Below are 25,916 nucleotides of genomic sequence, written 5' to 3'. Positions count from 1 at the left end.
GTATGCCGAAGGCCTTCAGCGCCGGCGCATCAGCCCGATAAAGAACAACCCGCCGATAGCCGCCGTGGCCACGCCGATCGGCAGGTCTTCGGGGGCGATCAAGGTGCGTGCCGCGACGTCGACCCAGACCAGGAACAGGCTGCCCAGCAGCACGCACACCGGCAGCAGACGCCGGTGTTCGGCGCCCACCAGGCGGCGGGCGATGTGCGGCACCATCAGCCCGACAAAACCGATGGAGCCGCTGATGGACACCAGCACGCCGGTCATCAGGGAGGCGATCAAAAACACCCGCAGGCGCACGTTGCGGGCGTTCAGGCCCAGGGTCACGGCGGTCTGCTCGCCGGCCATCAGCGCGTTCAGTGGGCGGGCCATGCCCAGCAGCAACACCAGGCCGAGCAACACGCTGATGGCGGGGATCGTCAACAATTCCCAGCGCGCCAGGCCTAGGCCGCCCAGCATCCAGAACATCACTGCCGAGCTGGCGCGGTGGTCGCCCAGAAACAACAGCAGATTGGCGATCGCCATCATCACAAAGGACACCGCGACCCCACACAGCAGCAGGCGATCGCTGTCGAGACGGCCGTGGCGCGCGGCGATGCCGAGCACCAGCAGCATGCTCAGCAAGGCGCCGATAAAGGCCGCCAGGGGCAGGGTCAAGAGACCGATCACTTGCCCCACATGCAGCACCACGATCACGGCGCCCAGGGTCGCGCCGGACGTCACCCCCAGCAGGTGCGGGTCGGCCAGCGGGTTGCGCGTCACCGCTTGCAGTACCGCGCCGATCAGCGCCAACCCGGCGCCCACCAACGCCCCGAGCACCATGCGCGGCACGCGGATCAGCCAGACGATATGTTCCTGCCCGGCACTCCAACTCACCTCACCGATACCCAGGGCCTTGTGCAGCAGGATGCGCCACACCACGTCCAGTGGCACCGGCGCCGGGCCGAAGCCGAGGGAGACCACGCAGGACACCAGCAACAGCGCGCCCAGGAGCATCAGCAGCCCGGCATAACGACGGTTGATCATGGGCCGTGGAAACCCTTGGCCAGGGTCTGCACCGCCAGCACGTTGTCGATGCCCGGGGTGGCCTGGACGTAGGGGATCACGATAAAACGCCGGTTCCTGATGGCGTCCACCGACTGCAACGCCGGGTTGTCCAGCAAGAACTGCTGCTTCTGCTCGGCGCTGATTTCGCTGTAGTCGACGATCACAATCACCTGCGGATTGCGCTCGACCACGGTCTCCCAGTTGACCCGGGTCCAGCTGGTGTCCAGGTCAGCAAGAATGTTGCGCCCGCCAGCAGCATCGATCAGCGCCTGGGGCATGCCCAGGCGACCCGAGGTCATGGCGCGGTCTTCACCGCTGTCGTAGAGGAATACCCGTGGCCGGTCGGCGGGCAGCTGTTGTTTGACCTCGGCCACCTGCTGCTGCATCTGGCTGATCAACTGATTGGCGCGGTCCTGCACATCGAAAATGCGCCCCAGGTTGCGCAGGTCGTTGTAGGTGTCGTCGAGGCTGGCGGCCGGGCGCTTCATGACAAAAGCGCAGGACTCGGTCAGCTCATAGACGTTGATGCCCAGTGGCGCCAGGGTCTGGGGCGTGAGGTCGCCGCCGACGCGCATGCCGTAGTCCCAGCCGGCAAAAAAGAAATCGACGTTGGCGTTGAGCAGGGTTTCCACCGATGGGTATTTGGCCGCGAGTTCCGGCAGCCCGGCGAGGCTGGCCTGCATCTCGGGAGTCATGGCCTTCCAGCCGCTGATGCCGCTGTAGCCGACCATGCGCGGCTTGAGGCCGAGGGCGAGCATCATCTGGGTCATGTTGATGTCATGGCTCAGGGCGTGCCGGGGGGCCTGGTTGAAGGTCACTTCGCGGTTGCAACTGTGGACGGTCAGCGGGTAGTGGGTGGCCTCGGCCAGGGCTTGGCCGGCCGCCAGGGACAGGGCGAGGCACAGCAGGACGCGCAGGGTCATGGTTGGGTTATCCAGGTAATGCGTGGATGGTCGGCCAGCGGATGGCGATCGATCAGGGCCTCGACCCCGAACACTTCCCGCAGCAGTTCGGCGGTCAGGACCTCGGTCGGCGTGCCGCTGGCGACGATGCGCCCGTGATCGAGCACGTACAGCCGGTCGCAGAAAGCCGCGGCCAGGTTCAAGTCGTGGATGCTGGCCAGGGTACCTACCCCCAGGCGTTTCACCCATTGCAGCAACTGCAATTGGTAGCGTGGGTCGAGGTGGTTGGTCGGCTCGTCGAGGATCAGCAATTGCGGCTGCTGGGCCAGGGCGCGGGCCAGAATCACCCGCTGCTTTTCACCGCCGGAGAGGGTGGCGAAGGCATGCGTTTCAAAGCCCAGCAGGCCTACTGACTGCAGGGCCTGGCGGGCCAGTTCGCGGTCATGGGCGGTGTCGCCATCGAACAAGCCCTTGTGCGGGGTCCGGCCCATGGCGACCACTTCTTCAACGGTCAGACCGAAGGCGTCGGGGAACTCCTGCAGCACCACGGCAATGCGCTGCGCGCACCAGCGTGGCGATTGCCGCCACAGGTCGTAATGCTCCAGGCGCACTTCGCCCTGCTGCGGTTTGCTGAAGCGATAGGCGCAGCGCAGCAGGCTGGTCTTGCCGCTGCCATTGGGCCCGATCAGGCCGACGAACTCCCCCGGTGCCACATGCAGGCTGGCCTCACGCAGCTGGAACTGGTGATGACAATGGCCCTGGCCCAGGGGTGTCCAGGCCAGGTTGGTGAGGTTCAGCGAGGTCATGCGCGATCCGTATTGATTGCCTGGCGCCGCGATGGGGCGCCGGGCAGCAAGCTTACACTTGTAGGTTACAAAGTAACATTGGCTCGGGTCGAACCGGGCCGCGCACAGTCTACAGAAGCGCAAACGCTGCGCATCTCGCCGGGTTCATGTTGAAGATGAGGCGGACTCAGATGCACGGTTCCAGCGTGATAACAGCAGGCGATCGAGCAGCCACACCGCAATCAGCGACGCGCCCACCAGGGGAAACGCCAACGCCAGGGCCAGCATCACCCACATCGCGGTTTTCCACTTCGGCAGGTCATGGCGCAGCGGCGGCACGCCGAGTCGGCCAGTGGGGCGGCGCTTCCACCAGATCACCAGGCCGCTGACGGCGCTGAGCAGAATCATCAGGCAGATCAACAGCACCGCCAACTGATTCAGCGGCCCGAACATCTTGCCTTCGTGGAGCATGACCCCGACCTCGGTGGCTCGGGCCACGGGGCTGTAGTCCTGCCAGCGCACATCGGCCAGGACCTGGCCGGTGTACTGGTCGATGTGCAGGGTGGCGTCGTCGCGCGGGTCGTCGGCGAACACCGCGACGGTGAACACGCCGCTGGCGGTAGTGGGCAGAGTGATGCTGTAGCCGGGCTCGACCTGGCGCTGGCGAGCGATGTCCTGCACCTGCTGCAAGCCGATGGCTGGCGCTGCCGGCGCGTGGTCGGCACCACCGTGGGCCATGTGCTCGGCATGGTCGCCGGACATCGGCATCGGCGTGTTTTCCAGGGCCCAGGGCACGGTCTGGCGCGTGGCGTTATTCAGGGCGCCGGCCTGCTGGTCGGACTGCGGCACGTTGTTCCACATGGCCGCCGGGAAGCGGTTCCAGAGGTCGGCGTATTGCTTGCCCCAGAAGCCGGTCCAGGTCATGCCGCTCAACAGCATCACCAGCAGGAATGCGGCGCCCCAAAAGCCCACCACGCTGTGCAGATCGCGCCAGAACAGGCGGCCGCGGCTGCTCAGGCGTGGCCACAGGACCCCGGCCGTGGACTTGCCGCGCGGCCACCACAGGTACAGGCCGGACACCACCAGCATCACGCCCCAGCCAGCGGCCAGTTCCACCAGGCGGTCGCCCAGGGTGCCGATCATCAGCTCGCCGTGAATGGCCCGGGCCACGGCTTGCAGCGTGCGCTTGGCGTGCTGCTCGCCGAGGATGTCGCCGTGGTAGGGATCGACGAACACGTTCAACTCGACGCCGGCATTTTGCACCACGAACTGTGCGCTGCGCTCGGCATTGATCGGCGGCAGGTACTGTTTGACCTGGGCCTGTGGATAAACCGCCTGCACCCGCTTGAGCAGCTCGTCGGCGCTGAGGCTGTGGTGCCCGGCGGGGACGTTGAGCAGCTCGCCGTACATCAGCGGGTCGAGCTGGGGCTTGAACAGATAAATGATGCCGGTCAGGGCCAGCATCACCATAAAGGGCGCGACCAGCAGCCCGGCGTAGAAATGCCAGCGCCAGGCCAGGTTGTAGAAAGACACCTTGGGTTGAGTCATCGAATAAGGCTCCGCACGGCAGTGGATCTGTTGTTGTAGGGGCAGCTGTTGCTGCCAGTCATGCTCTGTAGCCGCTGCCGAGGCACGAGGCTGCGCTGGTCTGAGCGGAGTCACTCGCTCATCCCCACCGCAGCCTGGCGGCAGCGGCTATGGGGTCAGAAGCTCAGGTCGACCTTGGTCCAGAGCGTGCGTCCCGGTTCGTTGATGGCTTGCGGGTCATTGGCCGGATAGCCGAACCCGGCATTGCCGGCCAGGTTCAAGTGCTCGGCGTAGGCTTTGCCGAACAGGTTGTCGACGCCGCTGCTGAGTTTCAGGTTCTTGTTGATGCGGTAGGCGCCGTTGAGCGAGAACACGCCGAAGCCGCCGCTCTTGTCGAAGTCCTTGCCGACCACGTTGCCCTTGTTCTGGTCGATGCGGTTCTGCGCCGCGACCACCCGCCACAAGGCGCCGGCGCTCCACTGATCCTGGCTGTAGGTCAGGCCCATGCGGGCGTCGAGCGGTGGCATTTGCGGCAGGGCCTTGCCATCGCTGCTGTTCTTGCCCCAGGCGTAGGCCAGGGTGGCGTCGGCCTTCCAGTTGGAGGTCAGCTTGTAGGCCGCCCCCAGTTCGCCGCCCATGATCCGGGCGTCGATGTTCTCGGCCTGGGAGGTGGTGCCCATCATCCCCGGGCGGTAGTTGAACAGGATGTAGTCGCGGATTTGACCGACATAGCCCGAGGCCCAGGCCTCCAGGTCTTCGCTTTTGTATTGCAGGCCGAAATCAAGCTGGGTGGTTTTTTCCGGCTTGATCGAATCGAAGGCGTTGACCGAACCGGCAGGGCCGGTATTGGGCGAAAACAGCTCCCAGTAATCCGGGAAACGCTGGGTATGGCCAAGGCCGGCGTATAGGGTGGTGGGGCTGTCGGCCAGATCATGCTCGTAGCGCACAAAGCCGCTGGGCAGGGTGTCGGCGCGGGTGTTGTCGGCGGTGGGGTTGGGGCGGCTCATCATGTTGCTGGTGAGGCGCTGGCGATAGTCCTTGGCCGAGGCGCGGTCCAGGCGCGCGCCGCTGATCAGGCGATCATGGTCGGCGGCGTACCAGGTCAGCTCACTGAAGACTCCATAGTTGTGGAAGTCGGCATCCTTCTCGCGGGGCAGTTGCTTGTAGGTGTCGACGCCGCTGCTGGCGCGTTGGCGGTGTTCGTTGGTCTGTGCATCCAGGCCGCTGATCAGCTGCACATCGGCCCAGCGCCAGGTGGCCTTGATCCGCGCACCGAGGGTCCGGCGATCGACGTTGGACGCCATGGGCCCGGCCATCATCCCGGTGCCCGACGGCGTGCGCAGGCTGTAGTTGTCCATCACGTGGTCGGCGTAGTTGTAGTAGACCTGGGCCTCGACCTTGTCCAGCACTTCGCCGAGGTTGGACTTCTCGAAGCGCAGCCCCAGGCTTTCGCGCTTGAACTGCGAACCGTCCATGCCGCGTCCGGCGTAGCGAGCCTCGCCGTCGCCCTTGCCGGCGGTCAGCTCCAGCAGGGTGTCGGCGTCCGGGGTCCAGCCCAGGGCCACATCGCCGTTCCACTTGTCGTAGCGCGAGGCCACGGTGTCGTTGTTGCCGTCTTTGTAATCGTCGGCGTGGGCGGTGTTGCCGATCACCCTGACATAGCCCAGCGGGCCACCGGCAGCGGCATCCAGCACCTTGTCGAAACGACCGTTGGAGCCGGCCAGCAGGCTGGCATTGACCCGGGTGCCCAGTTCGCCGAAATGCTCGGGCTCACGCTCGAACAACACGGTCCCGGCCGATGCGCCCGGGCCCCAGAGCACGGTTTGCGGGCCTTTGATCACGGTCAGCTTGTCGTAGGTCTCGGGGGAAATGTAGGAGGTCGGAGCGTCCATGCGCCCGGGGCAGGCGCCGAGCATCATGCCGCCATTGGTCAGGATGTTCAGCCGCGAACCAAACATCCCGCGCAGCACCGGGTCGCCATTGGTGCCGCCGTTGCGCACCAGGGCAAAGCCGGGAATGGTCTTCAGGTAGTCGCCACCATCGCTGGCCGGCACTGGCTGACGCGGGTCCTTGGGGTTGGTGACCACGGTCAGCGGCGAGCTGGGGGCAATGGCGGTAATCACCGTGGGCGTGAGCTCTTGCGGATGCGGGTGCTGGTGCAGGTCCTCGGCAGGCTCGGCGGCCATGACCAGGGGGGCGAGCAACGCCCCGCACATGACGCTGATGGCGCAGTTGAACCGCACACGGGACGGTTTCAGGGCAAAGGTGTTGCATGCCTGGGCGGCGCCCAGGCGAGTGTTGGCAGAAAACATAAATGTTCCATCAATAGGCACAAACGACACGGCCGAGCGCCTGCGACTGGGGGCGACAGTCGGCCGTGGGAGAGAAGCAAGGGGCCTAGCGGATGGCGGGCGGGGCGCGGGTCAGGGCGCCGGGGAACACGGTCTGCCGGGCGTGACCCAGGCGCGGGGAGGGGCTGACAAAGGGGGTGTTGGGGGGCGTCGCCGCGATGCTGAACGACAAACCGCCGGGCAGCGCCGGGCAGTTGAACAACAGGCTGCAATAGCCGCATTTTTCCCAGAGCCCATGGTGCTCGCTCTGGGTCTTGCCTGGTTGCGCGCTGGGTTGGGTTTCGCCGTGGCAGCCGGGTTCGCCGCTGTGCATGTCCATCGACATGGACATGTTCATCGGCATGGCCTGATCCATCGGCATCGCTTGGGAAATCAGCGGACCGATAAAGATCATCAGCATGGCGAACAGGCTGATCCAGCTACCGCGGCGCACTTTTATCGAGTGGCGAGGCGGCACGGATCGCCTGGCGCCGGGCGGGCGCAGGGCGTTCACGAACAGCGCGGGTCAGTGATTATTGGGCGTGCTTGTGCTCGGCCATGTTGTCGGGCGCCTGCTTCTGCACCGCGACCTCGACCGTTACGTCACCGGCCTTCTCGAAGTGCAGGGTCAGCGGGAAGCGCTTGCCGTCGCTCAGCAGGCTGCGGTCTTTAAGCTCCAGCAGCATCACGTGGTAGGCCATGGGCGCGAAGCTGACCTCGGCACCCGGGGCAACGGCCACCTTCGGCACTTGCTGCATTTTCATCAGGTCGCCCTGCATCACGTGTTCATGCAGCTCGGCTTTGCCGGCAATCGGTGTGTCGACGCTGAGCAGGGTGTCGGCCGTGCTGCCGGTGTTGTGCAGCACGAAGTACGCCGCAACGGTCGGCGCGTTCGGCGGCAGCTCCTGGGACCAGGGGTGGGCAATCTGAATCTCGCCGGCCTTGTATTCATGGGCATTGGCGAAACAGGCAGGTAGCAGTACAGCGGCCAGCAGCAGAGCTTGCTTGACCAGGGATGGTTTGAACATGGCAATTCTCCAGGGTGATTCAAAAACGCAGGTCACTTGCGAAAGGAATCACGCCAGGGGCGGTGCACCGGGGTTCAGGCTCGGCCATTGCTGGCGCGGCGTGGGGGTGTCGATCAGGGTGGGCGGCAGGCTGCCGTGGGTGGCGTAGCGTGCGAAATACGGCTGCGGCACATGCCCGGGCATGGCCATCAGGGGCGCTGAGCCCGAGCAGCACCAGCAATGCTGCATGTTGGAGTGATCGTCGTTCTGCGGGGCTTTTTGCTCGAGCTTGCCCAGGGAGATCGCCACCAGCTTGGTGCCGGTCGAAGAACAGAAGCTGCCCCACAGCAGTTGCTCGGTAGCGCCCTGGTCATCCCGCGGCATGGCCCCGGAAAGCGGCATGGCAAGCATGTTGAACAGCACTGCGAAGCAGGCGATCCAGGCAAATGCGAGCCGTTGTCGGGACATGATGGACGATCCGTCGGGTTGAGCGATCAGGCGGGTATTTAGCCTGATCGCCGGGCATAAGTAAAAAAGCCGTGTGCGGTGTGGTGTCGCAGCGCGGCTCAGGCAGTGCTGGCGTGCAGCTTGAGGCCCAGGGCCTTCATCACCTTGATGATAGTCGCGAACTCGGGATTGCCCTGGCTGCCCAGCGCCTTGTACAGGCTTTCACGGCCCAGGCCGGTGTCGCGGGCGATCTGGGTCATGCCCCGGGCGCGGGCGATGTCGTTCAGGGCCGCGCGAATCAGCACGCCGTCGCCGCTGTCTTCCTCGAAGCAGGCGTCGAGGTAGGCCACCATGTCTTCGGGTGTTTTGAGGTGCTCGGCGGCGTCGAAAGGGATCAGTGGGTGGTTCATGGTTCAGTCCTCGCTCTTGAGGTCATGTGCCAACTGCCTGGCACGTTGGATATCGCGCGGCTGGGTGGTTTTGTCGCCACCTGCCAGCAACAGGTAGATCACCTTGCCGCGCCGGGAGAAGTACACCCGGTACCCGGGCCCGCGATGGATGCGCATTTCGTAGACGCCCCCACCGACGGCTTCGCAGCTCCGAAATAACCAAGCTGCGCGGCCCTTACCCTGGCCAGTACCCGAGCCCTGACAGTGGAATCTCTCAAGGCCTGGAGCCAGCGGACAAACACTGGGGTCTGTTCAAAGATAAGCATGGCGACTGTATTCCTTGGGATACGACATGGCAAGTCATTTGCCAGGTGACCAGCTCGCGAGGCGACGACCGGCCCTTCGGGGCTGTGACCATGGCCATCGATCTGGCTGTGCAAGGAACATTAAAGCGTCGGCTTTTTTAAAGCTGTCAGGGGAATCCCAAGGGGCTGTGGGCCGGAGCTTTATTGTTTGTCAGGCGTGAGGCTGATCGCTCAACGCCAGCAGTAGCTCGGCCACGGAGGTAAAGCAGCGATCGGCCTCGGGCAGCGCCGGGCGCTTGAGCACCAGCACCGGTATCCGGCGTTCGCGGGCCACTTCCAGCTTGGGCTCGGTGGCGCTGCTGCCGCTGTTTTTGCTGATCAGCACATCGATTCGGCGCTGCTCGAACAGCTCGCGCTCGGCGTCCAGGTGGAACGGTCCACGGGCGCCTATGACCTCGCAGCGCGAGTTGCCGGGGTAGGCGTCGAGGGCGCGCAGGGTCCAGAACTGCCCTTCGGGGATCTCATCCAGATGCTGCAAGGGTTCGCGCCCCAGGGTGAACAGCGGGCGCTGGAACGGGCGCAGGGCCTCGACCAATTCGTCCCAGTCAGTGACTTCCCGCCAGTCGTCTGCAGGCTGCGGTTGCCAGGCCGGACGGCGCAGGGCCCAGCATGGAATGGCGCTGTGGCGCGCGGCCTGGACCGCGTTGTGGCTGATTTGCGCGGCGTAGGGGTGAGTGGCGTCCAGCAGCAGGTCGATGCCTTGTTCCTGGATAAACCGTGCCAGCCCTTCGGCGCCACCGTAGCCGCCGACCCGCACCTGGCAGTCGAGGTCGGTGGGCACCCGGCCGACTCCGGCCAGGCTGTAGATGTGCGCCGGGCCCAGGGTGCGGGCGATGGCCAGGGCTTCGGTCACGCCGCCCAACAGCAAAATACGTTTCATTGGAAGGCTCCGGCCCGGCCGACAATGCCGCCCTGGCGATCAATGGCAAACACCTCGACCTGCACCTGGGCCGGCACCACGCTGCGGGCAAACGCCAGGGCGTGCTGGCACACCGCGTCACCCAGGGCGATACCGGCGGCGCTGGCCAGGGCCAAGGCCTGCTGGCTGGTGTTGGCCTCGATGATGGCCTGTTGCAAGGCCCCGTCGGCGCCAATGGCCGCCGCCCAGGCCGCCAGTTGCGGCAGGTCGATGCTTGAATGGCGGCTGTGCAGGTCCATGTGCCCGGCGGCCAGTTTGCTGATCTTGCCGAAGCCGCCGCACAGGCTGAGTTTATCCACAGGCACTTTGCGCAGGTGCTTGAGCACCGCGCCGACAAAATCGCCCATCTCGATCAGGGCGATTTCCGGCAGGTCGTAGACCCGGCGCATAGTGTCTTCACTGGCGTTGCCGGTGCAGGCGGCGATGTGCTGGTAGCCGTTATGGGTGGCGACATCGATGCCCTGGTGGATCGAGGCGATATAGGCCGCGCAGGAGAACGGCCGCACGATGCCGCTGGTGCCGAGGATCGACAGCCCCCCGAGAATGCCCAGGCGTGGGTTCATGGTCTTCAGGGCCAGGGCCTCGCCGCCCTCGACATTCACCGTGACCTCGAAGCCGCCGCCGTAGCGTTGTTCCAGCGCCAACTGGCTCAGGTGATCGCTGATCATCTTGCGCGGCACCGGGTTGATCGCCGGTTCGCCGACCCCTAGCACCAGCCCCGGGCGAGTCACGGTGCCCACGCCGTTGCCGGCGATAAAGCGGATCCCCGGCTCCGGGGCCAGGCGCACCCGGGAGTAGAGCAGGGCACCGTGGGTCACGTCGGGGTCGTCGCCGGCGTCCTTGATGGTGCCGGCCTCGGCGCCGTCGGCATTGAGGCGGCAGAACTCCAGGCGCATCTGCACCTGCTTGCCCTTGGGCAGGGTGATCTGCACCGCATCGGCGTCCACGCCACTGAGCAGCAGGCGCGCAGCCGCGAGGCTGGTGGCCGTGGCGCAGCTGCCGGTGGTCAGGCCACTGCGCAGGGGCGCGGGCTGTTCGGCGGTTTCGTCACGCATCGAGCGCTCCCGGCTGTGGCCGGACGCGGGCTGTTGCGCGTGGGGAATGCTGGCTCATAGCGGTTTGCCGAGGTCGAGCAGGGTGATCGGCAGTGCCTGGCGCCAGGTGTCGAAGTCGCCCAGGGGTTGGGCCTGGGCGATGTGGATGCGGGTCAACTCGCCGCCATGGCGTTCGCGCCAGGCCATCAGGGTCATTTCGCTTTGCAGGGTCACGGCATTGGCGATCAGCCGGCCGCCGGGCTTGAGCTGCTCCCAGCAGGTTTGCAGCACACCCTCGCGGGTAACGCCGCCGCCGATGAAAATCGCATCCGGGCGCTCCAGCCCGGCCAGGGCCTGGGGCGCGCTGCCGCGAATCAGTTGCAGGCCGGGCACGCCCAGGGCGTCACGGTTGTGTTCGATCAGTTGCTGGCGCCCGGCATCGGCCTCGATGGCCAGGGCCCGGCAGCTGGGGTGGGCGCGCATCCACTCGATACCGATCGAGCCGCTGCCGGCGCCCACGTCCCACAGCAGTTCCCCGGGCACCGGTGCCAGGCGGGCGAGGGTGATGGCGCGGACATCGCGTTTGGTCAGTTGCCCGTCATGGGCAAAGGCGTCGTCGGGCAGCCCGGCCAGGCGTGACAGGCGCGGCGTGCCGGGTTCGGCGAGGCATTCAATGGCCAGCAGATTGAGGTCGGCGTGGGGCGTATCGTTCCACTGGTTGGCGATGCCGTCGATCCGCCGTTCGGCCTCGCCTCCCAGGTGCTCGAAGACGCTGACGCGGCTGGGGCCAAAGCCCCGTTCGCGCAATAAGCGAGCAACCGCCGCCGGGCTCTGGCCGTCGTTGCTCAACACCAGCAGGCGCACGCCGCTGAACAGCTGGGCACTGAGGGCGGCCACCGGGCGTGCCACCACCGACAGGGTCACCAGCTCTTGCAACGGCCAGCCCAAGCGGGCAGCGGCCAGGGAGTAGGAAGAGGGCGCGGGCAGCACCTGCATTTCGCCCTCGGCCACCTGGCGCGCCAGGCTGGCGCCGACGCCGAACAGCATCGGGTCGCCGCTGGCCAGCACGCACACTGCGTCGCCGCGCCGGCCGAGCACCGGCTCCAGGGAAAACGGGCTGGGCCACAGCTGGCGTTCGCCACGGATGCACACCGGCAATAAATCCAGTTGCCGCTGGCCGCCCACAATCCGCGAAGCACCCATCAGGGCCCGACGGGCGTTTTTGCCCAGTCCCTTGAAGCCGTCTTCACCGATTCCCACTACCGTCAGCCAGGGCGACATCTATATTCCTCAAAAGCAAAGCGCTTGAAACTGGAAGATCCGACGGGCAGGCTTTTCATGCCTTCGGACAAAGCAGGCATAATACCGCGCCTTCGCCCGCTAAGCGCCTTTCCCACCAGCCGGTTGCCCCTTTGAATCAACGCCCGATGTCCACTGCCTTACGCCCCTCGGCCTGCCCGGGGTTGCTGCGTATTGTCCCGGCGCTGGATGGCGGGATCTGCCGCATCAAGCTGGCCGGCGGCGCCATCAGCGCGGCCCAGGCCGTGGCCGTGGCCCAGGCGGCCGAGCGCTATGCCGGCGGGGTGATCGAGGCCACCAACCGCGCCAACCTGCAAATCCGCGGCATTGGCGAGCAACAGTCGGCGCTGATCGCCGAACTGCTGGCCGCCGGCCTCGGTCCCAGCACCGCCGCCGGCGACGATGTACGCAACCTGATGCTCAGCCCGACGGCCGGTATCGACCCGCAGATGCTGATCGACACCCGTCCGCTGGCCGCGCAGATACTCGCCACCTTGCAAAACCACCCGCGCTTCCACCAACTGTCGGCCAAGTTCGCCGTGCAGCTGGACGGCGGCGAAGCCCTGGCCATGCTCGACCATCACCACGACCTGTGGCTCTCGGCGTTCGCCGGGGTCGATGGCCCGTGCCTGGCGTTCGGCCTGGCCGGCTGCCCGGTGGACCCGCCCCTGGGCGCGGTGGCCCTGGAGCATGGGCACCGATTGCTGGTGGCGGTGCTGGAGCTGTTTCTTGACCTGGCGCGTCCGGAGCAGACGCGCATGCGCCATCTGCTGGCCGACTATTCGGCGGCCGAGTTACTGGCGCGCCTGGACCTGCCGCTGCTCGAAATCGAGGCCTGGGCTCGCCCGACGACCCCAACCGGTTTGCACATCGGCAGCCACCCCCAGGTCGGCGGCGGACGGGTGTATGTCGGCGCGGTGACCCCACTGGGCCGGCTCGACCCCACTCTGTTGCGGGGCGCCGCCCGACTGGCCAGTGAATGGGGGGATGGCAATCTGCGTTTCAGCCCCTGGCAGAGCCTGTTGCTGCCCAATGTCCGGGCCGAAGATGGGCCCGAGGTCTGTCGGCGCCTGGAGCAACTGGGGCTGCTGTGTTCGGCGGACCGAGCCCTGGCACACCTGGTGGCCTGCACCGGTTCCAGCGGCTGCGGCAAGGGCCTGGCCGATACCAAGGGCGACGCCCTGCAACTGGCCGCACTGCTGCAACGCCATGCCCGGACCCTGGAGGTGCACCTGTCCGGCTGCCCTCGTTCCTGCGCCTGCGCCCATGTTGCGCCGGCCACTTTGCTGGCCGTCGGCCCCGGCCGCTACGACCTCTATTTACGCGATGCAGGGCAGCCGGGTTTCGGCGCCCTGCACGCACGCAACCTTTCTATTGAAGCGGCAGGCGCATTGCTCGACGCCCGCCCACGGAGCAACCTTGATGCTTGATTACATCCGCGACGGTCAGGAGATCTATCGCAACTCCTTCGCCATTATTCGCGCGGAGGCTCGGCTCGACCGAATTCCGGCCGACCTGGAAAAACTCGCGGTGCGGGTGATCCACGCCTGCGGCATGGTCGACGCCATCGACGGCCTGGAGTTTTCCGAGGGCGCCGGCAAGGCCGGGCGTGATGCCCTGGCCGCTGGCGCGCCGATTCTGTGTGATGCGCGGATGGTTTCCGAGGGCGTGACCCGCGCTCGGCTGCCGGCCAACAACCAGGTGATCTGCACCCTGCGCGACGACAGCGTGCCGGAGCTGGCGCGCGAGCTGGGCAACACCCGTTCGGCGGCAGCCCTGGAGCTGTGGCGCCCGCACCTCGAGGGCAGTGTGGTGGTGATCGGCAATGCCCCCACCGCTTTGTTCTACCTGTTGGAAATGCTCGACGCCGGGGCCCCGAAACCGGCGCTGATCCTCGGCTTCCCGGTGGGTTTTGTCGGCGCTGCCGAGTCCAAGGCGATGCTCGCTGCCGACAGCCGGGGCGTGCCCTTTGTCATCATGCAGGGCCGCCTGGGCGGTAGCGCCATGGCCGCCGCAGCGGTCAATGCCCTGGCCACGGAGGTCGAATAATGCAGCAACCTGGACGTTTGATCGGCCTTGGCGTGGGCCCCGGTGACCCGGAACTGATTACCGTCAAAGCCCTGCGCCTGCTGCGTGAAGCACCGGTGGTGGCATATTTCGTGGCCAAGGGCAAAAAGGGCAACGCCTTCGGCATCATCGAAGCCCACCTGCAATCGGCCCAGACCCTGATGCCCCTGGTGTACCCGGTGACCACCGAAGTACTGGAGGCGCCGCTGTCCTACGAGCAGGTGATCAGCGACTTCTACGACAGCGCCGCCCAGGACCTGGCCCTGCACCTGGATGCCGGGCGCGACGTGGCGGTGATCTGCGAGGGCGACCCGTTCTTTTACGGCTCCTACATGTACCTGCACGACCGTCTGGCCGAGCGCTACCAGGCCGAAGTGGTGCCGGGCGTGTGCTCGATGCTGGGTGGGGCCTCGGTACTGGGGGCGCCGCTGGTGTACCGCAACCAGAGCCTGTCGGTGCTTTCCGGCGTGCTGCCCCATGACGAGCTCAAGCGGCGCCTGGCCGATGCCGATGCGGCGGTGGTGATGAAACTGGGACGCAACTTCCCCAAGGTGCGCCAGGTCCTGGAAGAACTGGGTCTGGCGGAGCGTGCGCTGTACGTCGAGCGCGCGACCATGGCCAACCAGAAAATCGTGCCCCTGGATGAGGTGGTGCCGATGTCGTCGCCGTACTTCTCGCTGATCATCGTTCCCGGCGAAAGGTGGCAAGGTTGATGGCCCGTTCAACACCGGCCATCGTCATCCTCGGCCAGGGCAGCCTCGCGACCGCCCGCAGAATCCAGCAGCTGTACCCGGACGCGCTGATCCACGGCCTGGCCGAACGGGTTGAAGGCGCGGACCGTCCGTACCAGGATTTCGGCGCGACCCTGCGTCAGTTGTATCAACAGGACACGCCGATCATTGCCCTGTGTGCGGCCGGTATCGTAATCCGCACCCTGGCCCCGCTGCTGCTGGAAAAAGGCGCCGAGCCGCCGGTGCTGGCCGTCGCCGAAGACGGCAGCGCCGTGGTGCCGCTGCTCGGTGGCCTGGGCGGGGTCAATGTGCTGGCGCGGGAAATCGCCGCCGGACTGGGCGTGGCAGCGGCCATCACTACCAGCGGCGAACTGCGTTTTGGCACCTGCCTGCTGAACCCGCCCAGCGGCTATGCCCTGGGGGACCTGGAGCTGGGCAAACGCTTTGTTTCCGACCTGCTGGGCGGTGAAAGCGTGCGCATCGAAGGTGCCGCGCCGTGGCTCGCCGAGGCCCGGTTGCCCGAAGATCAGCAAGCGCGTCTGAGCATTCATGTGGGCTCTGCCGAGCGCGAGCCGGCGGCCAATGAACTGCTGATCTACCCGCGCTGTGTGCTGGTGGCGTGCAGCAGCCAGGGGCATGAAGACCTGGCGCTGCAGATTCGCCAGGCGCTGCACCAGGCCCGAATCGCCGTGCAGTCCGTGGCCTGCCTGCTGGCCGCGGACAGCGACATGGCCTGCCCGTCCTTGCGCGAGGCGGCCCTTGAACTGGGCGTGCCCCTGCGTTTTGCCCCGGCGGCAGAGAGTGTCAGTGCGCTGGCACAAAATGCGGTGCCGCAACTGTTGCCGCCGCTGGCCGTTGGCGCTGGGATTGCCATCGCCGTCGCCAACCAGCCGCTGGACCCCGAGCAGATCGGCCGTCCTCGCGGGCGGCTGGCGGTGATCGGCCTGGGCCCGGGTGCGGCCGAGTTGATGGTGCCGGCGGTGAAGGCCGAACTGGCGCGAGCCAATGACATTCTCGGCTACGAAACCTATGTGCGCATGGCCGGGCCGTTCCGTGCCGATCAGGTCATGCACTGCACCGACAACCGCGAAGAAATGCAGCGCGCCCGCCACGCTTTCGAACTGGCAGCCCAGGGCCGCTCAGTGGTGGTGGTGTCGTCCGGCGACCCAGGTGTGTTTGCCATGGCGGCGGCGGTGCTGGAGGCGCTGCACGAGTCTGCGGACCCGGCCTGGCATAACGTCGAGCTGGAAATGCTGCCGGGGGTTTCAGCCTCCCTGGCCACCGCCGCTCAGGCGGGGGCGCCGTTGGGGCATGACTTCTGCGTGCTGTCGCTGTCGGACAACCTCAAGCCGTGGGCGATCATCGAGAAACGCCTGGACCTGGCGTGTGAGGCCGATCTGGCATTGGCCTTCTACAACCCGATCTCCCGTTCGCGACCCTGGCAATTGGGGCGAGCGCTGGAGATCGTGCGCGAGCACCGGACCCCGCAAACGCCGGTGGTGCTGGGGCGCGATATTGGCCGGCCGGGCCAGACCCTGCGCGTCATCACCCTGGGCGAATTGACGCCGGAGCAGGTGGATATGCGGACCATGGTGTTGGTGGGATCGTCGACGACCTGCACCTTCCCCAAGGCAGGGGGCGGCGAGTGGGTCTATACGCCGCGTTGGTATAAAAGCAGCTGAAAGCTACACGCTAAAAGCGGCTACAGGTGACCCCCGTGGCGAGGGAGCTTGCTCCCGCTCGGCTGCGCAGCAGCCGTAAACCCTGCCGGCCGGTTCTGCCTGAAGCACGCGGTGCCTGCTTTGGGGCCGCTTCGCGCTGGAGCGCCAGCCCGGCCTAGCGGGAGCAAGCTCCCTCGCCACAGAGAGATGCCCGGCCAACGTCTTGATTGCCCAGTGGCCGGGGTAGGGGCGATCAGGATTTGGTTCACTTCGTCAGCGTGGCCCATTTGCAGTGGCGTATCGCAAGCTGACGGACCCTGAGTAGAACCGGCCGCTCATCCCAGGGCGGCGGTTTTAGTCTTCCTCTGCTTCGGCCGTCAGCAGCCAGGTGATGAATTCAAAGAAACCGCTCCATCTGGCCGGGATACGGCCGGCGGTGAAGTCTTCCCAGTGGGCCAGGTCGAAGTTCCAGACGCCGCCGCTGTCTTTGTCCAGCAGGTAGCCGCCTTCGCCTTGCAGCGAGGTGAAGGCGATGAAGTTCTGCGGCAGCTCCCACACCTCGTGAATGAACTCGGTGCCCATGAGGATTTGTTCGGTGGGCTCGGCGATGTCGGAAATCATTTCGTAGCTGGCCCGGCTTTCGAAGTCGCCGGGGTGGCAGGCCAGGTAGATCTGGGCAAATTCGCTGTCGAGGGCGATGCCCAGTCGGTTCAGCGCCTGGGTCGCCCTGGCGATATCGGTGCGGGGGCGGTGGTCGGGTTGGGCTTCGATCAGGGCAGCCAGTTGCGCAGGGATCATGGGTGGGCCTCAAGGGCTCGCGGCCATTTGTCCAGGGTCAGCTCTCCCTGGTGGCGGGCGAAGTGGTCCCGGGCCTGGGCCAGGGTCATGTGGTTCGGGCCGCTGTACACATCCGGTGCCTGGCTGCCGTCATCTTCCCAATGGCACAGGTCGCAGATTTCATACTCGGCCCGTGCGCCCAGGGTCAGGTAACCGCAGCAGGGGCAGGCCAGCAACGGCTCGACGGACCCCTCGACCCGATGCTCTGCGCCCCCGGCTTCTGCCAGGCAGCGGCTCAGGTAGCCGTTGGTGACGCCGTGGTATTGCGCGCGCAGGGCGAGCAGCAGTAATGGGTCGTAGCACCGGTCCTGCGCATCTGCGGGTGGCTCGGGGTGGTCGAACATCAGCTGGCGCAGTGTGGGCGGCAGCCCGGCAAACTCGGGATGCTCGTCACCCAGGCCCCACCAGTCCAGCAGCAGCTCGGCGCGAGCGCACGGGTCGAGGGTCAGCAGGCGCTGCCGGCTCAGACGGTCGATGGCGACGGGGCGGGTCAGGGTGGACATGGCGGCGGGTGCTCCGGGCCGGGGTTCAGTAGCCATAAATCGGGTCGTAGTAGGACAGTGGCGGGTGGGTTTTTTCCCAGCCCTTGGCAAATGTCAGGCCTTGCTCGATTTGCGCCGGGGTCATCTTCGCAGCGATTTCATCCAGGGTCAGCTTGGCTTCCCGGGGCGAGTTGCCGCCGCCTTCCAGGTGGGCCACCAGGTACGTCAGGCCGTAGGCCTTGACCAGGTCATGGGGATGGCCGAAGCGGTTGGGCTGGTCGGACAATTCGCTGGCATAGGTGGCCACCGAGTCGATGTGTCCACCCTCGGCGGCCTGTTCGAGCCAGTGGCCGATTTCCCGGGTGTCGCCGTTGTTGTCGTACAGCAGGCTGGCATACAGGAACATGCCCTTGGGGTTGCCGCCCTCGGCCGAGGCCTTGTACCACTTGCGGGCAGCCATTTCGCCCAGGGCGGGAATCACGTACCAGCCACCGCCATCCTTGTAGATCCCCGCCAGCCACTCCTGCGCGCGGCTGTCCCCGGCCTCGGCGGCCATTTGCAGCCAGCCCAGGTCATGGCGCGTGATAAACAGCACGGTCATGGCCTCGGTATCGCCCTGTTGTGCACGGGCATAGGCCTGCTCGGTGGCGACCTTGCGCCATTGCATGTCGTTTTCGCCGTCGCAGTCGCCCAGGTATTTGCAAAAGTCATCGGCGTTGCCCAGGCGCAGCATGGCGTACAGATGGCCTTGGCGCGCCGCCGCTTCATACCATTTGCGGGCGCCTGGCGTGCTGTAGCGGTTGCTCAGGCGCAGGGCCTCGCCCAGGTAGTACTGGGCTTGCGCATCACCGGCTTCGGCGGCGGTTTGGAGCAGCGGCTGCGAGTCGTACCAGTCACTTTGCTTGTACAGGGCAATGCCCTTGTCGCGGGCGTTTTGCTGCGCGGGAGTCAGTTGGGCCAGGGCCGGCCCGGACAGGGCGAGGGTCAGCAGCAGGGTGCTTGTCAGAAACTTGATCAAACGCGGTTCTTCCATGGGACGGTGTGTTTATTGCCTGGAGCGTGAGCCGGCCGCGCTTTCAGTCGCTGGGCCAGGCCAGGGTCAATTGGTCGGGGCGGTCGACAGGGATCCGGGCGATGACGCCGCAGGTGGAGTGGGCATGCACCGAGCCCTCGCGGATTTCAATCCGGCTGAAGGGGTTGGTGTCGCGCAAGACCAGCAACCAGATCAGTCGACCCGATTCCTTGTCCTGCAACGCCACAAAACCATCGCCACCATAGGCGGCGCATTCACCGCCCCTGGCCTGAAACGGCTGCGGGCCGTCGGCTGCGGTGCCCAGGGTCGCCAGGCAATCGCAGGTTTCCTGGGCACGGTAATCCAGGGCCGGCAGCCACACCTTGTTGGTCAGGTGCGGGTGTTGATCAGGCAGGTCGAACAGGCAGTAAAAGCCATTGCCCAGGGTCAGGCTGTTTTCCCGAGGGTAGGCTTCATCCCGCCACTGTTCCTGGATAAAAGCCATGTCGGCGCTGTAAGGCATTGAGGTTCCTTGATCCATCAGGAGAGGCATGGGCTGCTCTATAGGCTCGGCACCAGCAAGAAGCCGGAGTAGTAGGCGCAGTGCCCGGGGTAGCCGGGGCGTGCATCGCAGGGCTTGAGGCAACCCTGGGCGCCGCCGGGGAAGCGCGCCGCCACCGACATGGCAAAGCCGTAGGTCGGGGTGGTCACCGCAAAGCTGTTATCGCACGCGGCCTTGGTGGTGTAGGTGAAGGTCATGGCCTCGCGCCGGCCGTTGTGGGCAAAGGCCACCTCGAAGCTGTTGAGGCTTTTCCAGCCGGACAGTGGCAGCACCACAAAGCGATAACGGGTGCTGTCCAGGCGCTGGCCCATGACCCGCAGCGAACGGGTCGAGGAATCGGTCTTGGGCGACGGGTAGGGCAAGGCCAGCAGCGCCCGAGGGTCGCCGAGCACACCCAACTCGAAGCCGATGCCCTTCTGGTAGAACGGAATTTCGATGTTCGGGTAACCCTCGATCTTCACGTAGCGGCTGGGCGCGTAAGGCCCCGAGGTTTCGGGCTTGTAGTCCGGCGCCTGGGCAAAGGTCACCTCAAGCTCCAGCACCGCGTCGGCGGCCTTGGCGTCTTCGCTGCGAATATCGCTGGGCTGCTCGCTGCTGTGGCTGACGCAGCCGGCCAGCAATACGCAGCAGGTGAGGTGCAGCAGGCGTTGCAATAGGCAAGTCGGCATCACTCAGTGCTCCGTCTTGAGAGGGCTGGAGGTCAGGCCCAGGCCCTTGAGTTGCCAGGTCCCTTGTACCTGCTGCCAGCTGAATTGCCGGCCCACCCACTCCACTTCGAGGGCGCGTTGCAGGCGCCTCTGGTCGATGCGCCGGCCTTCGTCCAGGGCTTTGCGGGCGCGGGCGCGGGCTTCTTCGTACAGCGGCCAGAGTTGGCTCAGGTTCAGCTCCTTGCTGATCGGCAGTTGGGCGTAGACGCCTTTCTCCGTCGAGCTGAGCAGCAAGCCCTCCTTGGCCAGGAACGCCGCGCTGCGGTTATCCGGCGCCACCGAGACCAGCATCCCGTAGTGGGAAAAACCCCAGCCCGGCAGACGCTCGTCAAACCACAGGACCTGTCCGGTCGAGGGCACAAAGGCCCGTGCGCCCTCGGGAAACAGCAACAGGTCGCTGCGCCCGGCTTGGGCCTGGCCCCAGTCGGGTTCGTCGCGGCTTTTCACCGGGCTGAGGATGCGTGCCAGGGGCGTGTCGTTCTGCACCGCGATCACCACCGTGCCGACGCCCATCCATTCAATGGTGGTCGCCAGCAGCACCGGCTGGCCATTCTGGATCGCGCCGGTGGGGCGCACATCGGTGATCTGCCAGGCGTTCAGCGGCCGATAGGGCCGGCCCTTGTAGGTGATTTCCAGGGTGCTGATGGACGACTTGCCGCGAAACACCTGGAAGTCGCCAAACTGCTCGCTGTAGCCGCTGAGGTAGTCGAGCTTGGCCTTGGCGGCGGGTTGTGCCGGGTCGGCGGCGAAGCCCGGCGCTGCCATCAGCATCAGCAGGCAGGCCGCCAGCAGCGGTCGTGGCAGCGCTACAAAGTGCTGGCGTGTCGAGGTGGAGTCCTTGCTGCGAGGTCTCTGAAACATGTGCATTCCATTGCCTGTGATTGCATGAGGGCGCTATGGCACCAGGTAACCGCGAACCCCGGTGAAGATGATCTGCGCCGCCAGGGCGCACACGAACAGCCCCATCAGCCGGCTGACGATCTGCAAGCCTTGCTCGCCGAGAATGCGTTCGATGCGGTTTGACAGGTAGAGCACCACGCCGACGGTAAAGCTGGCCAGGGCGATGCTGAGGATGGCGGTGAGTTTGTCGTCCCAGTGCGGCTGGCTGACCCCCATCACCAGCAGCGCACCGATGGTGCCGGGGCCTACGGTGAGGGGGATGGTCAGCGGGACGATGGTCACGTCCTGTTGCACGTTGTCGGTCTGCACCGCGGACTTGCCCTGGGCCATGCCCAGCGCCGAGATGAACAGCACGCTGCCGGCGCCGATGCGAAAGGCGTCGACGGTAATCCCGAACACACTGAAGATCACGCGTCCGAACAGGTACAGCAGCACGCTGGAGACCAGGGTCGCCAGGGCCACCTTCCAGGCCAGGCGCCGCCGCTCCTTGCTGGAGTAACCACGGGTCAGGCTGATAAAGCAGGACAGGACGAAGAAGGGGCTATAGAGCACCAGCATCTTCAGGTAAACGCTGAACAGCACGTGGAGCATGGTGGAAGCTCGCAGCGAAGGAGGGCGAGCGCGAGTTTAACAGGCGCCGCGCAGTCTGTCGGCTCAGCTGGCAGGCTCGGCGCTGCGATTGTGCTGGTCGCGCTGGGCGACCCAGTGCTCGATCAGTTCGCGCAATTGCGAGAGCTCCACCGGCTTGGCCATGTGCCCATCCATGCCGGCCTGGCGCGCGCGTTCCTTGTGTTCGGCAAGGATGTGCGCCGTGAGGGCCACCACCGGGGTGCGTACCCGTTGGTTGCCGACTTCCCAGGCACGCAGTTGCTGGGTGGCAGAGAAACCGTCGAGCACCGGCATCTCGCAATCCATCAACACCAGGTCGTAGCGCTGGGCTTTCATCGCCTGCAGGGCTTCTTCGCCATTGCTGGCGGTGTCCGGCTGCAGGTTGAGCTTGCCCAGCATGCCGCGGATGACCTTGGTCGAGATGCTGTTGTCTTCGGCCACCAGGATGCGGAAATCGCTGGGCACGGTGATGGGCGTCGCGGCTGGCGCCGTGGTGTTGCCCGGCAGGTAGTGCGGGGTAACCAGGCCTTTGTTGCGCTGGGTCAGCTCGTCGGCCAGGGTGGTCTTGAGGGTGTAGCCGGCCACCGGTTTGGCGAGGATGCGCTTGATCCCGGCATTGCGTGCGATGACCTTGCTCGGCGCGTTGCTGATGCCGGTGAGCATGATCAGCAGGATGTCGTGGTTCAGGCTCGGGTCTTCCTTGATCTTGGCCGCCAATTGCATGCCGGTCATGCCGGGCATGTTCTGGTCGAGCAGGACCACATCGAAGTAATCGCGCAGGTGGGCCTTGGTCCGCAGCAGGGCCAGGGCTTCCTTGCCCGACGGCACGGCACTCACGTTCAGGCCCCAGGCGCTGCATTGCTGCACCAGGACTTTGCGGCAGGTGTCGTTGTCGTCCACCACCAGCACCCGCGCGCCTTGCAGCGGGCCGTCGAGGTCCGAGGTCGGGTGTTCCAGGCGTTCCGGGTCCAGGGGCAGGGTCAGCCACAGGGTGCTGCCCTGGTTGGCGCTGCTCTTGATGCCGAATTCGCCGTGCATCAGCAGCACCAGTTGCCGCGCGATCACCAGCCCCAGATTGCCCCCCAGGCGGGTCGCGGCGAGGAAGTTCTTGCTGTGCAGTTCCGAGTGCAGCAGGGCGTCGCGCTCTTCGGCGTCCATCGGCTGGCCGCTGTCCTGCACGGCGATGCGCAGGCGCGGCTTGCTGCTGCGCTCATCGAGGGCGACCACGATCAGCACTTCGCCTTCGTCGGTTTTCTTCAGGGCGTTTTCCAGCAGGCTGAGCAGGGCCTGGCGCAGGCGGGTCGGGTCACCGCTGATCACCCGTGGCACTTGCGGCTGGATAAAACTGATCAGCTCGACATTCTGCTGTTCGGCCTTGGCGCGGAAGATGCTCAGGCAGTCTTCGATCAGCGCATTGAGGTCGAACTGCACGTCGTCCAGCTCGATCTGCCCGGACTCCAGCTTGGTGATGTCGAGGATCTCGTTGATCAGGGTCAGCAGCTCGTTGCCGGCGCTGTGGATGGTCTGCACGTAGTCGCGCTGCTTGACCGACAACGGCGTGCCCAGCAGCAGCTCGGTCATGCCCAGCACACCGTTCATGGGGGTGCGGATTTCATGGCTGATCTTGGCCAGGAACTCGGCCTTGGCGTTGACCTCGGCATTGCTCGCGGCCAGGTCGCGGCTGACGCTGAAGCGGTTCTCGGTGATGCTGCGCTGGCGCTCGCCGAGGGCGACGCTCATCAACAGGCCGCTGATGCAGATCACACTGAGCAGGGTGATGATCAAACCCTGTGGCGCCACCAGGGTCAGGCCGAGCAGGGCCGGGAGAATCACCAGGGTGCCGAGGTTGAAGATCACCATGGCCGCGACGAACAGCCGCGCCGGGCGGTAGCCCTTGTGCCAGTGATAACCGCCCACCAGCAGCATGCTCAGGCCGGCCAGCGCCACCAGGGCGTAGGTGATGATGTTCAGCGGCAGGGTGTTGACGAACAACAGCAGCAGCCCGCAGAGGATGATCAGCAGGATGTCGCCCAGCAGCAGCTTGTTCAGCGGGTGCGGGCCCAGCGGGGCGAAGTAGCGGTAGGCGAACATCAACCCGCAAGGGGCGGTCAGCAGCAGCGCCAGGTAAGCCCCCGGGGTTTGCAGCGCCTGCCAGTTCGGCAGCCAGGGGCCGGCCAGGTTCAGCAGCATCAGCAGGCTCAGGGACAGCAGTACCTCACAGGCGGCGAGCCACAGGCTGCTGCGGGAGCGGGTGTAGGCATAACGGGTGAGGTTATGCAGGATCAGCATCGCCATGCAGCCGAACAGGACGCCGTAGATCAGGGTCTGGCTCTGGTTGGCCGCGGCCATGACTGCCGTTTGCAGGGTGATGTAGGGGCGCAATTGATGGTCGGAAACCAGGCGCAGGTAGACGTCGAGGGTTTTCTCGTTCTGCGGCAACGGCAACATGAAGTCGTTGCTGGGCAGGTTTTTTTCGGTCTGGGGCTGATGGGTGCCGGTGTTCACTTGCTCGATCAGGCGGTCGCCGTCGAACACATACAGATTCAGCTGCGACAGGTCGGGAGCGAAGATGCGCAGCAGTTGTTCGTGCTGATCGGGATGCAGTTTGAAGCGTACCCAGAGCGCGCCGTCGGGTTCGGCAGCGGTCAGCTTGTCGAGTTCGATCGGGCTGAATTGCGTGGCGTAGCGTTGGGAGCGGATGTCACTGAGCTGCAAGCTGGCCTGTTCATCGAGCAATACCGCCCAGCCACTGCCTTGAGCGGCCAGGGCCGTGTTCAAGCAGAGCAGGGTCAGCAGTGTAGCGATGAAGCCTGTGGCAATCCTGAGCCAGCGCACGGCGAAATCCCTTCGTAGGTTGATGCCAGGTTGTAACTATGCGCGGGGGCATGCCGCTACGGCAAGGGCAGGGACCCTTGCCGAGCGATAGGGCCGCCTTATTGCTGTTCTTCGCCACGCTCGCGGGCAATGGCACGGTAGCCGATGTCCTTGCGGTAGAAGCAGCCTGGCCAGTCGATCTTGGCGGCCAGTTTGTACGCTTGTTGCTGGGCGGCGTCGACACTGTTGCCCAGGGCCGTGGCGCACAGCACGCGACCGCCGGCGGTCACCACCTGGCCGTCCTTGAGCGCAGTGCCGGCGTGGAACACTTTGCCTTCCAGGCTGGCGGCGGCGTCCAGGCCGGTGATGGCTGCGCCTTTGGCGTAGTCACCCGGGTAGCCACCGGCCGCGAGCACGATGCCCACGCTCGGACGTGGATCCCATTGAGCTTCGACCTTGTCCAGGGCCTGGGCCAGGGCGGCTTCCACCAGCAACACCAGGCTCGACTGCAGACGCAGCATCACCGGTTGGGTTTCCGGGTCGCCGAAGCGGCAGTTGAACTCGATGACTTTCGGATTGCCGGCCTTGTCGATCATCAAACCGGCGTACAGGAAGCCGGTGTAGACGTTGCCTTCGTCGGCCATGCCGCGCACGGTCGGCCAGATCACCAGGTCCATCACCCGCTGGTGCACTTGGGCTGTGACCACTGGCGCCGGGGAGTAGGCACCCATGCCGCCGGTGTTCGGCCCGGTGTCGGCGTCGCCGACGCGCTTGTGGTCCTGGCTGGTGGCCATGGGTAGCACGTTCTTGCCGTCGACCATGACGATGAAGCTGGCTTCCTCGCCGTCGAGGAACTCTTCGATCACCACCCGCGAACCGGCTTCGCCGAAGGCATTGCCGGCCAGCATGTCGCGTACCGCGTCTTCGGCTTCGCCCAGGGTCATGGCAACGATCACGCCTTTACCGGCGGCCAGGCCGTCGGCCTTGATCACGATCGGTGCGCCTTTTTCACGCAGATAAGCCAGGGCCGGCTCGATCTCGGTGAAGTTCTGGTAGTCGGCAGTCGGGATCTTGTGGCGGGCCAGGAAGTCCTTGGTGAAGGCTTTCGAACCTTCGAGCTGCGCGGCACCGGCGGTCGGGCCGAAGCAATCCAGGCCACGGCTGCGGAACAGGTCGACCACACCGGCCACCAGCGGCACTTCCGGGCCAACAATGGTCAGGGAGACATTCTTCTCAGCGAAATCGGCCAACTGCTCCAGGGCCAGCACGTCGATGGCGACGTTCTCGCACTTGGCTTCAATGGCGGTGCCGGCGTTGCCCGGTGCCACGAATACTTTCTGGACGCGTGGGTCCTGAGCGACTTTCCAGGCCAGGGCGTGTTCACGACCGCCGCTACCGATGATCAGTACATTCATTTCAAAAACCTCGGATGACGCTAATTCTGTTTTAGAACCTAAAGCGCTTCACGCCGTAGGAGGCTGCA

25 protein-coding genes and 1 pseudogene are annotated in these 25,916 nt (G+C 65.7%); 4 read left to right on the top strand and 22 right to left on the bottom strand.

Annotated features, from left to right (window positions below; translation table 11 throughout):
- Positions 1-15: 15 nt before the first annotated feature.
- The 13 genes and pseudogenes from ACOZJV_RS26170 to cbiE all read right to left on the bottom strand — a co-directional run bounded on the left by ACOZJV_RS26170 (position 16) and on the right by cbiE (position 12,033).
- Positions 16-1,026, bottom strand: coding sequence for a FecCD family ABC transporter permease (locus ACOZJV_RS26170; RefSeq protein WP_078469606.1), 1,011 nt, complete (start codon positions 1,024-1,026; stop codon positions 16-18).
- Positions 1,023-1,970 carry an ABC transporter substrate-binding protein gene (locus tag ACOZJV_RS26165; RefSeq protein ID WP_201129234.1) on the bottom strand — a complete coding sequence of 316 codons (948 nt, stop codon included), beginning with the start codon at positions 1,968-1,970 and terminating at the stop codon, positions 1,023-1,025. The genes ACOZJV_RS26170 and ACOZJV_RS26165 overlap by 4 nt, the downstream gene beginning before the upstream one ends.
- A complete protein-coding gene (locus ACOZJV_RS26160; RefSeq protein ID WP_078469608.1) occupies positions 1,967-2,755 on the bottom strand; it encodes an ABC transporter ATP-binding protein in 789 nt (262 codons plus the stop codon). The genes ACOZJV_RS26165 and ACOZJV_RS26160 overlap by 4 nt, the downstream gene beginning before the upstream one ends.
- Positions 2,756-2,899: 144 nt before the next feature.
- The gene (locus ACOZJV_RS26155) at positions 2,900-4,282 is read right to left on the bottom strand and encodes a PepSY-associated TM helix domain-containing protein (protein WP_421548844.1); all 1,383 of its coding nucleotides are present in this window, start codon (positions 4,280-4,282) and stop codon (positions 2,900-2,902) included.
- A gap of 155 nt (positions 4,283-4,437) precedes the next feature.
- Positions 4,438-6,573 (bottom strand): TonB-dependent copper receptor, encoded by a 2,136-nt coding sequence (locus tag ACOZJV_RS26150; protein ID WP_421548843.1) that lies wholly within the window; start codon positions 6,571-6,573, stop codon positions 4,438-4,440.
- Between the two features lie 85 nt (positions 6,574-6,658).
- Positions 6,659-7,069, bottom strand: coding sequence for a DUF2946 family protein (locus ACOZJV_RS26145; RefSeq protein ID WP_201129240.1), 411 nt, complete (start codon positions 7,067-7,069; stop codon positions 6,659-6,661).
- Positions 7,070-7,124: 55 nt separating this feature from the next.
- Complete coding sequence (locus ACOZJV_RS26140) at positions 7,125-7,619, bottom strand: copper chaperone PCu(A)C (RefSeq protein WP_078469612.1); 495 nt, start codon at positions 7,617-7,619, stop codon at positions 7,125-7,127.
- Positions 7,620-7,667: 48 nt separating this feature from the next.
- On the bottom strand, positions 7,668-8,066 hold the full coding sequence (locus ACOZJV_RS26135) for a DUF2946 domain-containing protein (RefSeq protein ID WP_078469613.1): 399 nt from the start codon (positions 8,064-8,066) through the stop codon (positions 7,668-7,670).
- A gap of 98 nt (positions 8,067-8,164) precedes the next feature.
- Complete coding sequence (locus tag ACOZJV_RS26130; RefSeq protein ID WP_201129242.1) at positions 8,165-8,455, bottom strand: addiction module antidote protein; 291 nt, start codon at positions 8,453-8,455, stop codon at positions 8,165-8,167.
- Between the two features lie 3 nt (positions 8,456-8,458).
- Positions 8,459-8,760, bottom strand: a pseudogene (locus tag ACOZJV_RS26125) (type II toxin-antitoxin system RelE/ParE family toxin).
- Positions 8,761-8,950: 190 nt separating this feature from the next.
- Positions 8,951-9,679: a cobalt-precorrin-6A reductase gene (locus ACOZJV_RS26120; protein WP_421548842.1), complete on the bottom strand. Its 729-nt coding sequence runs from the start codon at positions 9,677-9,679 to the stop codon at positions 8,951-8,953.
- Entirely contained in the window at positions 9,676-10,773 is a 1,098-nt protein-coding gene (locus ACOZJV_RS26115) for a cobalt-precorrin-5B (C(1))-methyltransferase (RefSeq protein WP_421548841.1), read from the bottom strand. The genes ACOZJV_RS26120 and ACOZJV_RS26115 overlap by 4 nt, the downstream gene beginning before the upstream one ends.
- 54 nt (positions 10,774-10,827) lie before the next feature.
- Positions 10,828-12,033 carry a precorrin-6y C5,15-methyltransferase (decarboxylating) subunit CbiE gene (cbiE, locus tag ACOZJV_RS26110; protein ID WP_421548840.1) on the bottom strand — a complete coding sequence of 402 codons (1,206 nt, stop codon included), beginning with the start codon at positions 12,031-12,033 and terminating at the stop codon, positions 10,828-10,830.
- A gap of 146 nt (positions 12,034-12,179) precedes the next feature.
- Between cbiE and cobG the strand changes: the two genes are divergently transcribed.
- From cobG to cobJ, 4 genes are read left to right on the top strand one after another with little or no spacing between them, the layout of a single operon-like run.
- Positions 12,180-13,481 (top strand): precorrin-3B synthase, encoded by a 1,302-nt coding sequence (gene cobG / locus ACOZJV_RS26105; protein ID WP_421548839.1) that lies wholly within the window; start codon positions 12,180-12,182, stop codon positions 13,479-13,481.
- Complete coding sequence (locus ACOZJV_RS26100; protein ID WP_078469620.1) at positions 13,474-14,100, top strand: precorrin-8X methylmutase; 627 nt, start codon at positions 13,474-13,476, stop codon at positions 14,098-14,100. The genes cobG and ACOZJV_RS26100 overlap by 8 nt, the downstream gene beginning before the upstream one ends.
- Positions 14,100-14,831, top strand: a complete 732-nt coding sequence (locus ACOZJV_RS26095; protein ID WP_020299137.1) for a precorrin-2 C(20)-methyltransferase — start codon at positions 14,100-14,102, stop codon at positions 14,829-14,831. Before ACOZJV_RS26100 ends, ACOZJV_RS26095 begins: the two co-directional genes overlap by 1 nt.
- On the top strand, positions 14,831-16,531 hold the full coding sequence (gene cobJ / locus ACOZJV_RS26090; protein WP_201129251.1) for a precorrin-3B C(17)-methyltransferase: 1,701 nt from the start codon (positions 14,831-14,833) through the stop codon (positions 16,529-16,531). The genes ACOZJV_RS26095 and cobJ overlap by 1 nt, the downstream gene beginning before the upstream one ends.
- Positions 16,532-16,864: 333 nt before the next feature.
- On the opposite strand, the gene ACOZJV_RS26085 is transcribed toward cobJ, so the two are convergent.
- The 9 genes from ACOZJV_RS26085 to purD form a co-directional block, all read right to left on the bottom strand.
- Positions 16,865-17,308, bottom strand: a complete 444-nt coding sequence (locus ACOZJV_RS26085; RefSeq protein ID WP_421548838.1) for an SMI1/KNR4 family protein — start codon at positions 17,306-17,308, stop codon at positions 16,865-16,867.
- Positions 17,305-17,850: a CPCC family cysteine-rich protein gene (locus tag ACOZJV_RS26080; RefSeq protein ID WP_421548837.1), complete on the bottom strand. Its 546-nt coding sequence runs from the start codon at positions 17,848-17,850 to the stop codon at positions 17,305-17,307. Before ACOZJV_RS26080 ends, ACOZJV_RS26085 begins: the two co-directional genes overlap by 4 nt.
- A gap of 25 nt (positions 17,851-17,875) precedes the next feature.
- Entirely contained in the window at positions 17,876-18,847 is a 972-nt protein-coding gene (locus ACOZJV_RS26075) for a tetratricopeptide repeat protein (RefSeq protein ID WP_421548836.1), read from the bottom strand.
- 58 nt (positions 18,848-18,905) lie between these two features.
- Positions 18,906-19,364: a hypothetical protein gene (locus ACOZJV_RS26070; protein ID WP_078469625.1), complete on the bottom strand. Its 459-nt coding sequence runs from the start codon at positions 19,362-19,364 to the stop codon at positions 18,906-18,908.
- Positions 19,365-19,402: 38 nt separating this feature from the next.
- Entirely contained in the window at positions 19,403-20,071 is a 669-nt protein-coding gene (locus ACOZJV_RS26065) for a hypothetical protein (RefSeq protein ID WP_421548835.1), read from the bottom strand.
- Between the two features lie 3 nt (positions 20,072-20,074).
- A complete protein-coding gene (locus ACOZJV_RS26060) occupies positions 20,075-20,971 on the bottom strand; it encodes a hypothetical protein (RefSeq protein WP_421548834.1) in 897 nt (298 codons plus the stop codon).
- A 33-nt stretch (positions 20,972-21,004) separates the two neighbouring features.
- Entirely contained in the window at positions 21,005-21,601 is a 597-nt protein-coding gene (locus ACOZJV_RS26055) for a MarC family protein (protein WP_020299145.1), read from the bottom strand.
- A 63-nt stretch (positions 21,602-21,664) separates the two neighbouring features.
- Entirely contained in the window at positions 21,665-24,454 is a 2,790-nt protein-coding gene (locus tag ACOZJV_RS26050; protein ID WP_078469628.1) for a hybrid sensor histidine kinase/response regulator, read from the bottom strand.
- Positions 24,455-24,552: 98 nt separating this feature from the next.
- On the bottom strand, positions 24,553-25,848 hold the full coding sequence (gene purD, locus ACOZJV_RS26045; protein WP_078469629.1) for a phosphoribosylamine--glycine ligase: 1,296 nt from the start codon (positions 25,846-25,848) through the stop codon (positions 24,553-24,555).
- Positions 25,849-25,916: the final 68 nt, after the last annotated feature.

This window comes from Pseudomonas sp. QD4 (genome assembly GCF_049199125.1).
In the GTDB taxonomy this organism is placed as follows: domain Bacteria; phylum Pseudomonadota; class Gammaproteobacteria; order Pseudomonadales; family Pseudomonadaceae; genus Aquipseudomonas.
Note: the sequence above shows the minus strand (reverse complement) of the source record. Positions and strands in the feature narration are given on the sequence as shown.

Excerpts from the sequence above, each read along its gene's own strand:
- ACOZJV_RS26055 (WP_020299145.1), bottom strand. The coding sequence starts at position 21,601 with ATGCTCCACGTGCTGTTCAGCGTTTACCTGAAGATGCTGGTGCTCTAT.
- ACOZJV_RS26120 (WP_421548842.1), bottom strand. The coding sequence starts at position 9,679 with ATGAAACGTATTTTGCTGTTGGGCGGCGTGACCGAAGCCCTGGCCATC.
- cobJ (WP_201129251.1), top strand. The coding sequence starts at position 14,831 with ATGGCCCGTTCAACACCGGCCATCGTCATCCTCGGCCAGGGCAGCCTC.
- cbiE (WP_421548840.1), bottom strand. The coding sequence starts at position 12,033 with ATGTCGCCCTGGCTGACGGTAGTGGGAATCGGTGAAGACGGCTTCAAG.
- ACOZJV_RS26130 (WP_201129242.1), bottom strand. The coding sequence starts at position 8,455 with ATGAACCACCCACTGATCCCTTTCGACGCCGCCGAGCACCTCAAAACA.
- ACOZJV_RS26070 (WP_078469625.1), bottom strand. The coding sequence starts at position 19,364 with ATGCCTTACAGCGCCGACATGGCTTTTATCCAGGAACAGTGGCGGGAT.
- ACOZJV_RS26165 (WP_201129234.1), bottom strand. The coding sequence starts at position 1,970 with ATGACCCTGCGCGTCCTGCTGTGCCTCGCCCTGTCCCTGGCGGCCGGC.
- ACOZJV_RS26060 (WP_421548834.1), bottom strand. The coding sequence starts at position 20,971 with ATGTTTCAGAGACCTCGCAGCAAGGACTCCACCTCGACACGCCAGCAC.
- purD (WP_078469629.1), bottom strand. The coding sequence starts at position 25,848 with ATGAATGTACTGATCATCGGTAGCGGCGGTCGTGAACACGCCCTGGCC.
- ACOZJV_RS26150 (WP_421548843.1), bottom strand. The coding sequence starts at position 6,573 with ATGTTTTCTGCCAACACTCGCCTGGGCGCCGCCCAGGCATGCAACACC.
- ACOZJV_RS26065 (WP_421548835.1), bottom strand. The coding sequence starts at position 20,071 with ATGCCGACTTGCCTATTGCAACGCCTGCTGCACCTCACCTGCTGCGTA.
- ACOZJV_RS26080 (WP_421548837.1), bottom strand. The coding sequence starts at position 17,850 with ATGTCCACCCTGACCCGCCCCGTCGCCATCGACCGTCTGAGCCGGCAG.
- ACOZJV_RS26095 (WP_020299137.1), top strand. The coding sequence starts at position 14,100 with ATGCAGCAACCTGGACGTTTGATCGGCCTTGGCGTGGGCCCCGGTGAC.
- ACOZJV_RS26160 (WP_078469608.1), bottom strand. The coding sequence starts at position 2,755 with ATGACCTCGCTGAACCTCACCAACCTGGCCTGGACACCCCTGGGCCAG.
- ACOZJV_RS26170 (WP_078469606.1), bottom strand. The coding sequence starts at position 1,026 with ATGATCAACCGTCGTTATGCCGGGCTGCTGATGCTCCTGGGCGCGCTG.
- ACOZJV_RS26100 (WP_078469620.1), top strand. The coding sequence starts at position 13,474 with ATGCTTGATTACATCCGCGACGGTCAGGAGATCTATCGCAACTCCTTC.
- ACOZJV_RS26140 (WP_078469612.1), bottom strand. The coding sequence starts at position 7,619 with ATGTTCAAACCATCCCTGGTCAAGCAAGCTCTGCTGCTGGCCGCTGTA.
- cobG (WP_421548839.1), top strand. The coding sequence starts at position 12,180 with ATGTCCACTGCCTTACGCCCCTCGGCCTGCCCGGGGTTGCTGCGTATT.
- ACOZJV_RS26155 (WP_421548844.1), bottom strand. The coding sequence starts at position 4,282 with ATGACTCAACCCAAGGTGTCTTTCTACAACCTGGCCTGGCGCTGGCAT.
- ACOZJV_RS26135 (WP_078469613.1), bottom strand. The coding sequence starts at position 8,066 with ATGTCCCGACAACGGCTCGCATTTGCCTGGATCGCCTGCTTCGCAGTG.
- ACOZJV_RS26115 (WP_421548841.1), bottom strand. The coding sequence starts at position 10,773 with ATGCGTGACGAAACCGCCGAACAGCCCGCGCCCCTGCGCAGTGGCCTG.
- ACOZJV_RS26085 (WP_421548838.1), bottom strand. The coding sequence starts at position 17,308 with ATGATCCCTGCGCAACTGGCTGCCCTGATCGAAGCCCAACCCGACCAC.